Annotated in this window: 10 protein-coding genes; 7 read left to right on the top strand and 3 right to left on the bottom strand. The window is 63.9% G+C overall.

The window, feature by feature from the left end:
* Positions 1-215: 215 nt before the first annotated feature.
* The 3 genes from KFO72_RS40430 to KFO72_RS40420 are packed head-to-tail and all read right to left on the bottom strand — an operon-like array spanning position 216 to position 1,970.
* Complete coding sequence (locus tag KFO72_RS40430) at positions 216-785, bottom strand: YceI family protein (RefSeq protein ID WP_225034451.1); 570 nt, start codon at positions 783-785, stop codon at positions 216-218.
* 40 nt (positions 786-825) lie between these two features.
* Positions 826-1,389 (bottom strand): YceI family protein, encoded by a 564-nt coding sequence (locus KFO72_RS40425; RefSeq protein ID WP_225034449.1) that lies wholly within the window; start codon positions 1,387-1,389, stop codon positions 826-828.
* A gap of 8 nt (positions 1,390-1,397) precedes the next feature.
* Positions 1,398-1,970: a cytochrome b gene (locus KFO72_RS40420; RefSeq protein WP_009770917.1), complete on the bottom strand. Its 573-nt coding sequence runs from the start codon at positions 1,968-1,970 to the stop codon at positions 1,398-1,400.
* Positions 1,971-2,347: 377 nt separating this feature from the next.
* Between KFO72_RS40420 and KFO72_RS40415 the strand changes: the two genes are divergently transcribed.
* The 7 genes from KFO72_RS40415 (at position 2,348) to KFO72_RS40385 (ending at position 8,837) form a co-directional block, all read left to right on the top strand.
* On the top strand, positions 2,348-3,091 hold the full coding sequence (locus KFO72_RS40415; RefSeq protein WP_054928933.1) for a paraquat-inducible protein A: 744 nt from the start codon (positions 2,348-2,350) through the stop codon (positions 3,089-3,091).
* A 7-nt stretch (positions 3,092-3,098) separates the two neighbouring features.
* On the top strand, positions 3,099-3,773 hold the full coding sequence (locus KFO72_RS40410) for a paraquat-inducible protein A (protein ID WP_225034448.1): 675 nt from the start codon (positions 3,099-3,101) through the stop codon (positions 3,771-3,773).
* Complete coding sequence (locus tag KFO72_RS40405) at positions 3,770-5,407, top strand: intermembrane transport protein PqiB (protein ID WP_054928935.1); 1,638 nt, start codon at positions 3,770-3,772, stop codon at positions 5,405-5,407. The genes KFO72_RS40410 and KFO72_RS40405 overlap by 4 nt, the downstream gene beginning before the upstream one ends.
* On the top strand, positions 5,404-6,108 hold the full coding sequence (locus tag KFO72_RS40400; RefSeq protein WP_060599697.1) for a membrane integrity-associated transporter subunit PqiC: 705 nt from the start codon (positions 5,404-5,406) through the stop codon (positions 6,106-6,108). The genes KFO72_RS40405 and KFO72_RS40400 overlap by 4 nt, the downstream gene beginning before the upstream one ends.
* Positions 6,109-6,220: 112 nt before the next feature.
* The gene (locus KFO72_RS40395; protein WP_062915766.1) at positions 6,221-7,504 is read left to right on the top strand and encodes a THUMP domain-containing class I SAM-dependent RNA methyltransferase; all 1,284 of its coding nucleotides are present in this window, start codon (positions 6,221-6,223) and stop codon (positions 7,502-7,504) included.
* A 179-nt stretch (positions 7,505-7,683) separates the two neighbouring features.
* Positions 7,684-8,067, top strand: coding sequence for a VOC family protein (locus KFO72_RS40390; protein ID WP_060599695.1), 384 nt, complete (start codon positions 7,684-7,686; stop codon positions 8,065-8,067).
* An 83-nt stretch (positions 8,068-8,150) separates the two neighbouring features.
* Positions 8,151-8,837 carry a helix-turn-helix transcriptional regulator gene (locus tag KFO72_RS40385; protein WP_054928939.1) on the top strand — a complete coding sequence of 229 codons (687 nt, stop codon included), beginning with the start codon at positions 8,151-8,153 and terminating at the stop codon, positions 8,835-8,837.
* Positions 8,838-8,992 lie beyond the last annotated feature (155 nt).

The following is an 8,992-nucleotide window of genomic DNA, read 5'->3' as shown; positions in this document are numbered from 1 at the left end:
CCCCGCACAGGGGCGACGCGTGAAGCACGCTAACAATTCGCGGATGCCAGCGAAAAGGCAAACCACGGATGCCAGCGCAAAGACCAAAACACCAAACGGCGACGCCTGAAGCACGCTAACAAATCGCGGATCCCAGCGAAATCACTAGCAAACCACCCAGCGTCGCAGACAGACCAAAAACCAAAAACCAAAACCAAACCGCGCCGCCAAGGCGCCTACTGCTTGATCCCTTCAGCCTGAATATGCAGCACCGTCTTCATGCTAAATCCATATTTAGTACCAAAATCCATCCCATAGTCCGCGCGATTGAACTCCCCCGTCGCCTCGACACCGCACACCTCGCGCTTCAGCACAGGATGCTGAATACATTTGAACGATTCGATCTTCAGATTCAGCGGCTTCGTGACACCCTTCAGTGTGAACTGACCATCAACCCCAACAGGCGTATCGCCATCAAACTTGATCGCCGTCCCTTTGAAAGTCGCCGTCGGATACTTCGCCACATCGAAAAAATCGCCCGACCGCAGATGCTCGTCAAGCTTCGTATTCCCCGTCTGGATCGAAGACGTATCCACCGTGACATCCACCGTGCCCGTCTTCGCAGCACGATCGAGCGTCACCGTGCCCGAACTTTTCGTGAACTTGCCACGCCACGTCGACACCCCACCCATGTGGTCGGACTCAAAGCTCGGATAGGTGTGCGTCGGATCGAGCTGATAAGTATCGGCAGCAAACGCGCCTGCCGCCACCGACGACGTCAGCGCGCCAGCCATAACCAAGAGCATCGTTTTCAATTCATTCTCCTTTCTGTCTGCATGCTACGGTTCACTTGCCTGCCGCGACGATGTGAAACTTGATCGTCACGTCGTCTGCGACCACTGACGTGTCCTTCCATTCGCCCGTGCCGATGTCGAACTGCGACCGCTTGACGGTCACCGCGCCGTCATACACCTGCGCAGCGCCCTGCTTCGTCACCGTGACAGGCACGACGACCGTCTGCGACTTGCCCTTCATCATCAGCTTGCCCGTCACCTTGAACTGGTTGCTGCCCGCGGGCGCAATCGCGCTCGAGACAAAAGTGGCCGTCGGGAAGGTTTTCGAATCGAACCACTCCTTGCCGCGCACCTGCTCGTTATAACTTTCGTCGCCAAGATCGTAGCTCGATGTGTCGACCGTGACTTGCGCGCTGCCAGCCGCCGGTTTCGACGGATCGAACGCGATCTGCGCCGTGAACTTGTTGAACTTGCCTTCGACAGGCACGTTCATCTGCTTCGAGATCGCCGTGACCGTGCTTTTGCCCATGTCGACCTGCGCGAACGCGCCGCCCGACGCGCCCAGCGACGCCGCCGCAAATGCGGCGAGCATGTAGCGGTAGAACGAGACCTTCATGTTTGTCCTTATTTGAGGAAAGGGATCATGCGCGACAACAGTCCGTCGCGATCGAGAATCTGATGCTTGAGCGCCGCCAGCACATGCAGCACGACCAGCACGAGCAGCGTGTAGTTGAGCGTGATGTGAACGGACTTCAACACTTCCTTCAGATGCGGATCGGGCGCGATCAGGCGCGGCAGCGGCACGAGACCGAGATAGACGACGGGCACGTTCGCCGCGGAGCTGTACAGATAGCCCGACACAGGAATCACGACCATCAGCACGTACAGCAGGAAGTGCGTGAGATGCGCAATGCCGCGCTGCCATTTGGGCATGTGCGAGGGCATCGGCGGGGTGGCATGCGTCGCGCGCCACAGAATGCGGATGATGACCAGCGCGAACACGGTCACGCCGATCCATTTGTGCCACGAAAAGTATTTGAGCTTGGTCGGCGTGAAACCGGGAATGTCCGTCATCACCCAGCCGAGGGCGAATCCGCAGACGATCAGCAGCGCGATCAGCCAGTGCAGCGCGATGGCCGTCGACGTATATGACGAACCGCGCGCGGAGAACGAATGAAACGAAGAGGTATGTGCCATGACGGATCCGACGCCAACATGAAAGTTAAACGACCCGGGCGATGCCATTATTCCGCTCGCGTCCAGCATCGGCGCCAACGGTCTGCGCGGCGCTCATCGTACCGCAAGCGGCGGTAACTGGCTGACACCATTGCGCGCGGTGCGGAACTTGCTACCCCGCTTTTACCGATGCGTGCCGCATCTGTCGGACAAAGCCTACAACCAGCCGCCGAACGCCGCACACGCTGTCATCGCCGCGAGCACCCACCTGTAAGGCCTCACTGCGATGAGCTTTGATACTATTGCCCCTGGCCGTGACATGCGAGTCACTTGCGCGGCAACAATCTGTAAGACATCGACCGCAACCGCGACAACAACATCGCCTCCCGATTGCCTGCATGGAACATGACCACCTGATTGCCTGTCACGAATGCGACGCGCTGTTCCAGAAGCCGCGCCTTGGACGCGGGCGGATTGCGCGCTGCCAGCGGTGCGGCGCGATGCTGTACTGGAGTGCATCGGGCCGGCTGGACGGCATCACGGCGATGACGGTCGCCGCGCTGATCACCTTCCTGATCGCACAGGGCTTCCCCATCGTCGAACTGGAGACCAACGGCATCACGTCGCAGACGAGTCTGCTCGGCGCTATCGTCGCGCTGTGGGACGAAAACATGCAGATCGTCGCGATCATGGTGTTCTGCTCGACCACGCTGTTTCCGCTCACCGAACTGCTCGCACTACTCTATCTGCTGCTGCCGATCCGTGCGGGCTATGTGCCGCCGCTCTTCAACCAGGTGCTGCGCGCGATTCAGTTCGTGCGCCCGTGGGGCATGATAGAAGTGTTCATGCTCGGCGTGCTGGTGACGATCGTGAAGATGGTGAGCCTCGCGCGGGTGATTCCGGAAGCCGCGATGTTCGCGTTCGGCGCGCTCACGCTGATGTTCGTCGTGGTCGTCACGTTCGACCCGCGCACGCTGTGGGACGTTGCCGAAAGTCTCGGCGTGTTGCAGGCGCGGCGTGAACGCCACGCACGCGAGGACGCGGCGCGCAACGACACGGATGGCGGCAATCCCGACGATCGCAACGATCGTGCGGCAGGCGCACCCGATGTCGATGATTCGCCCGCACCGCACCGGGGATGACGGGCCGATGAAATACATCACGGCCTCGCGCGCCGGTCTGGTCGCCTGTCACGCGTGCTCGCGCGTGCAGCCCCGCGCGCGCGTCAAGGATCAACGCTGCACGCGCTGTGGGGCGATCCTGCACCGTCGCAACCCCGACAGCCTGATGCGCACCTGGGCGCTGCTGATCGCCGCCGCCGTGCTCTACATTCCCGCGAACCTGCTGCCCGTGATGCACACGGCCTCGCTGCTGGGCGCGGAGGACGACACGATCATGAGCGGCGTCGTCTACTTCTGGACCTCGGGCGACTGGCCGCTGGCGATCATCGTGTTCGTCGCGAGCATTCTCGTGCCGATGCTCAAGCTCACGGTGCTCGCGCTGCTGACCATCACCGCGCAACGCCACTCGCGCTGGCGGCCGCTCGAACGCACCAAGCTCTACCGGATCGTCGAGCGCATCGGACGCTGGTCGATGCTCGATATCTTCGTCATCACGCTGACAGTCGCGCTGGTGCGCTTCAAGTCGCTCGCCGTCATCACGGCCGGACCGGGCGCGCTCGCGTTCGGCTCGGTCGTGATTCTGACGATGATCGCCTCGATGCAATTCGATCCACGCCTGATCTGGGACGACGTGGACAACGACCATGGCGACGCCGCCGCAAACAAGCCGAAAAGCCGTAACACCTCAGGACCCGAAACATGAATAGCCCTCAAGCGCCGACGCCACCTTCCGGCCCGCCGAAGAACGACCCCGTGCCCGAGCCCGAGATCGTCACGAAACGGGGTTGGCTGCCTTCGCTCGTCTGGGTGATTCCGCTGATCGCGGCGCTGATCGGCGTCGGGCTGGTCGTGAAGTCCGTGCTCGAAAAAGGGCCGACCATCAACATCAGCTTCATCAGCGCGGAAGGACTCGAGCCCGGCAAGACGAAGGTCAAGTACAAGGACGTCGACATCGGCTTCGTGAAGACCATCAAGCTCGCGAAGAATCACTCGCGCGTGAACGTGGAAGTGCAGTTGACGAAGGAAGCCGAAGACTTCGCGGTGAAGGACAGCCGCTTTTGGGTCGTGCGCCCGCGTATCGGCGCGAGCGGCGTGTCGGGGCTCGGCACGCTGCTGTCGGGCGCGTACATCGGCGTGGACGGCGGACGCTCGACGGAAACGCAGACGCAGTTCGTCGGCCTCGAATCGCCGCCCGCCGTCACCGTCGACCAGAAGGGTCATCAGTTCACGCTGCGCGGCGAATCGCTCGGCTCGATCGATATCGGCTCGCCCGTGTTCTACCGGCGCGTGCAGGTCGGCCAGGTGACGGGTTTCTCGCTCGACAAGGACGGCACGGGCGTCACCGTGCAGGTATTCGTCAGCGCGCCGTTCGACCAGTATGTCGGCTCGAACTCGCGCTGGTGGCATGCGAGCGGCGTCGACGTGCGGCTCGATTCGGGTGGCTTCAAGCTGAACACGCAGTCGCTGGCCACGGTGATCGTCGGCGGGCTGGCGTTCCAGTCGCCGCCCGGCCAGGCGGTCGGCGTGCAGGCGCCGAACAACATGACGTTCCGCCTCGGCTCCGACGAAGCCGACGCGATGCGCGAGCCCGACGGCGAGCCGGTGCGCGTCGTGATGAACTTCAACCAGTCGCTGCGCGGGCTGTCCGTCGGCGCGCCGGTCGATTTCCGCGGCATCGTGCTCGGCCAGGTGACGAACATCGGCGTCGAATACGATCCGCAGACGAAGAACTTCAACATGCCCGTCACGATGGATCTCTATCCTGACCGCCTGCGCCGCCGCTCGCGCGGCCAGCCCGTGCCCGAATCCGGCACGGACGCCAGCCAGAAAATGCTGCTCGCGCTCGTCAATCACGGCCTGCGCGGCCAGTTGCGCACGGGCAACCTGCTGACGGGCCAGTTGTACGTGGCGATCGACCTGTTCCCCAAGGCGCCCAAGGCAACCGTGGATATCACGCGCGACCCGATCGAACTGCCGACGATCCCGAACTCGCTCGACGAACTGCAACTGCAGATCGCCGATATCGCGAAGAAACTCGATCAGGTGCCGTTCGACCAGATCGGCAACAACCTGAACGCCGCCCTGAAGAACGCCGACCACCTGTTCACGCAACTCGACAAGGAAGTGCTGCCGCAGACGCGCGACGCGCTCACCGCTGCGAAGCAGACGTTCAGCTCGGCGGAGGCGACGCTGCAGCAGGACTCGCCGCTGCAATCCGACGTACATCAGGCGCTGCAGGAACTGACGCGCACGCTGCAGTCGCTCAATGCGCTATCGGACTATCTCGAACGCCATCCCGAATCGTTGCTGCGCGGTAAATCAGGAGACAAGCCATGACGTTTGCACGCGTCCCCCGAACGATGCGCGCCGCCGCGCTTTCTGCCCTGCTTGCCGCGCTCGCCGCGTGTTCGTCGCCGGCCAGCCATTTCTACACGCTCTCCGCGAGCGGCCCGTCGCCGGATGCCGTGCGCACCGCGAGCAACCCGGCGTTCCTGATCGAAGTGCCGCCCGTCGACGTGCCGCCGCAAGTGGCGAAAAACCAGTTTGTCGTGCAGACCGGGCCGACCCAGGTGCAGGTGCTCGAACAGGAGCGCTGGGCGTCGCTGCCGGGCGACGAGATCCGCCGCGCGTTGTCCAGTTCGCTGACGCAGCAGCTGGGCACGATCGACGTGTACGGCTCGCCGTATCCGGACCGCGTGCCCGTCTATCGCATCAGCGTGAACGTGCAGCGCTTCGAGTCGTGGCCCGGCTCGCGCGCGCAGATAGATGCCGTGTGGAGCGTGCGCGCCGTGCGCACGCAGGCCGTGCTGACCTGCCGCAGCGTGGTCAGCGAGCCGGTTTCGGGCGGCTACGATGCGCTTGCAGAAGGACATCGGCGCGCGGTCCAGCAGATTGCGACAGAAATCGCCGCCGCTGTGCGCAACCTCGCGTCGGCACCGGCGCGCGGCGCGACTGTGGCGTGTCCGGCCTCGACCTCCGGGCCGTCCGCTGCCCCGTCAACCGCGCCGTCAGCCTCGAATACGGCAACGAAGGGCTGACGGGCGCGGGCCGCGCGGGTAGCGCATCGCGCCCGCGCGCGATACTCGCCGCAAGGCACGGCAAGGCGACCGCGTACAATGTCGCCTTAATCCACGCCTTACGGCAATCTCCATGTCCTTCGAATTTTTCATCCCCTGCCCGCGCGGCCTCGAAGCCGCGCTCGCCGCCGAACTCGCCGAGATCGCCGCACGTCATCTGGGCGGCGCGCCGTTCGCGGCGGGCGCACAGGTGCCCGGCGGCGTGCACTTCAAGGGCGGCTGGGCAGCCGGCATGGCCGCCAATCTGCATTCGCGGATCGCGAGCCGTGTGCTGCTGAAGATCGCGCATCGTCCGTATCGCAACGAGCAGGACATTTACGGCCTCGCGCTCGAGCAGCGCTGGGAGCAGTGGTTCTCGGCGAACGAGACGCTGCGCGTCGACGTCACCGCGATCAAGTCGCCGCTGCGCAGCCTCGAATTCGCGACGCTGCGCGTGAAGGACGCCATCTGCGACCGTCTGCGCGACAAGACGGGCGCGCGTCCGAGCATCGACACCGGCGCGCCCGACGTGCGCGTGTTCGCGTTCCTGACGGCCACCGACTGCACGCTCTACCTCGACACTTCCGGCGAGCCGCTTTTCAAGCGCGGCTGGCGCCTGGACAAGGGCGCGGCGCCGCTGCGCGAGAACCTCGCGGCGGGCATCCTGCGCCTGACGGGCTGGACGCCCGGCACGCCGCTGTATGACCCGATGTGCGGCAGCGGCACGTTCCTCGCGGAAGCGGCACAAGTCGCGCTGAGCATTGCGCCGGGCGTCGAGCGGCGCTTCGGCTTCGAGAAATTCAAGCAGTACGACGTGTCGGCATGGCAGACGCTGAAAGTCGCCGCGCAGGAGGCGAAGCGCGCGGCGCGTGCTGGCCGTGGCGATCTGCTGATCTTCGGCAGCGATATTTCCGACAATATGCTCGAGAAGGCGCGAGCCAACTTCGAACGCGCTGGTTTCCCGGCGCTGCCGTTGAAGCAGCTCGATGCGCGCAACATGATGCCGCCTTCGAGCGAAGCGGGCATTCTCGTTGCGAATCCGCCTTACGGCGAGCGGATCGAGGTGCGCGGGCGCGGTCCGCGCGGCGAGATTCGCAACACCGGCCGCGAAGAAGGCGGCTTCCGCCGTTCGGAGAGCGAAGCGGCGCCCGACATGACGGAGTTCTTCCAGTCGTTTGGCGATGCGCTGAAGAAGCGCTTTACCGGGTGGCACGCGTTCGTGCTGACGTCGGACCGCAAGCTGCCGGGGCAATTGCGGTTGCGGGAATCGGCGAAGACGCCGCTGTTCAACGGCGCGCTCGAATGCCGGCTGTTCCGCTTTGATCTGATTGCGGGCAGCGTCAGGCAAAGGCCGGCGGCGGATGGGCCGAAGGAATAAGCGGCGAGTTTTTCGATTGCCGGTTGCAAGAAAAGCGGGCTTGATGCCCGCTTTTTTGTTGTCTGTGTTTCTGATGCCCTCCGCAACGCTACTGACAGAACGCTGTCAGTAGCCCGCCCGCACACTTCTCCTACGCCATCCGGCGATATACGGCACACCGCCAACAACAGGAGAACGTCATGTCAGCATCAATCAATCGCGCTATCGCCTGGTTCGAGATTCCTTCCGTCGATTTCGAACGCGCCGTGCGCTTCTACGAGGCCGCGCTCGATACGACACTGCGCCGCGAGGATTTCGGCATGCCGATGGCCGTCTTCAGTTACGACGAGCCGTCGACGGGCGGCTGCATCGTGCAGAGCCCGACGCTCGAACCATCGCAAACCGGTTCGCTCGTGTATCTGAACGCGCGTCCGACCGTCGACGCGACGCTCGAGCGCGTGAAGCGCGCGGGCGGCAAGGTCGAGGGCCCCGCCGTGCAGTTGCCGCACGAAATCGGCTGGATTGGCTTTTTCACCGACACCGAAGGCAACCGCATCGGCCTGCATTCGAAGACCAACGCGTGAAGTGACGCGCAACGCGGCGGGAGCGAGTCGTGCGGCGCTATTATCGCGGGAGATTCCCCGTCTATTTCCGGGAGACCCCCACGATGACGCGTCGCGCCGACCGCCTGTTCCAGATCGCCGAACTGCTGCGCGGCCGGCGGCTCACGACCGCGCAGCAGCTGGCCGATTGGCTGCATGTGTCGCTGCGCACCGTTTATCGCGATGTGCAGGATTTGCAGTTGTCGGGCGTGCCGATCGAAGGGGAACCGGGCATTGGTTATCGCTTGAGCCGCAGCGCGAGTTTGCCGCCGCTCACGTTCACCGCCGAAGAGCTGATGGCGCTCGCTGCCGGCGCGCGGATGCTTGAGTCATGGGGTGGCGAGAGTATGGCGGCGGGTGCGCGCGGCGCGCTGGCGAAGATCGCTTCGGCCATGCCCGCTGACAAGCGGGCCACTATAGACAGGCTGGCGTTCTTTGCGCCGTCGTTTCATGTCGATGGGAGTGTGTCGGTGATTGTCGATACGCTGCATCGCGCGATTGACTCGCGGCGTGTTGTCAGCTTTGCGTATCAGGACAAGCATGGCGCCGCGACACAGCGGCGGGTGTGGCCGCTTGCACTCGCTTATTGGGGAGCCAGGTTTACGCTCGGCGCGTGGTGCGAGTTGCGGGAGGATTTTCGACACTTCGCGCTGGCGAATATTGGACAGCTGGACGTGCTGGAGCCGTTTCCCGATGTCGAGGGGAGGAGGTTGGCGGATTTTATGCGGAGTATTGGGGTGAAGGCCCGGTGAGCGCCTGGGCGGCGCGGGCGGTTTTGGGTTTGGGTTTGAGTTTGGTTTGGTTCTGCGCTCGCATCCGCGTTATGGCTTTGCGCAGGCATCCGCGATGCGCTAGCTCGCCTCACGCGTCGCCCCTGTGCGGGGCGGCACCTACTTTTCTTTGCCGC

Source organism: Paraburkholderia sp. XV (genome assembly GCF_020177535.1).
GTDB classification, from domain to species: Bacteria; Pseudomonadota; Gammaproteobacteria; order Burkholderiales; family Burkholderiaceae; genus Paraburkholderia; species Paraburkholderia caribensis.
The sequence above is the reverse complement of the archived record's forward strand: the minus strand, read 5'-3'. Positions and strand labels throughout refer to the sequence as shown.

Bases quoted from the DNA above. Each gene is read 5' to 3' on its own strand.
- KFO72_RS40430 (WP_225034451.1), bottom strand. From the start codon at position 785: ATGCTCTTGGTTATGGCTGGCGCGCTGACGTCGTCGGTGGCGGCAGGC.
- KFO72_RS40425 (WP_225034449.1), bottom strand. From the start codon at position 1,389: ATGAAGGTCTCGTTCTACCGCTACATGCTCGCCGCATTTGCGGCGGCG.
- KFO72_RS40420 (WP_009770917.1), bottom strand. From the start codon at position 1,970: ATGGCACATACCTCTTCGTTTCATTCGTTCTCCGCGCGCGGTTCGTCA.
- KFO72_RS40415 (WP_054928933.1), top strand. From the start codon at position 2,348: ATGGAACATGACCACCTGATTGCCTGTCACGAATGCGACGCGCTGTTC.
- KFO72_RS40410 (WP_225034448.1), top strand. From the start codon at position 3,099: ATGAAATACATCACGGCCTCGCGCGCCGGTCTGGTCGCCTGTCACGCG.
- KFO72_RS40405 (WP_054928935.1), top strand. From the start codon at position 3,770: ATGAATAGCCCTCAAGCGCCGACGCCACCTTCCGGCCCGCCGAAGAAC.
- KFO72_RS40400 (WP_060599697.1), top strand. From the start codon at position 5,404: ATGACGTTTGCACGCGTCCCCCGAACGATGCGCGCCGCCGCGCTTTCT.
- KFO72_RS40395 (WP_062915766.1), top strand. From the start codon at position 6,221: ATGTCCTTCGAATTTTTCATCCCCTGCCCGCGCGGCCTCGAAGCCGCG.
- KFO72_RS40390 (WP_060599695.1), top strand. From the start codon at position 7,684: ATGTCAGCATCAATCAATCGCGCTATCGCCTGGTTCGAGATTCCTTCC.
- KFO72_RS40385 (WP_054928939.1), top strand. From the start codon at position 8,151: ATGACGCGTCGCGCCGACCGCCTGTTCCAGATCGCCGAACTGCTGCGC.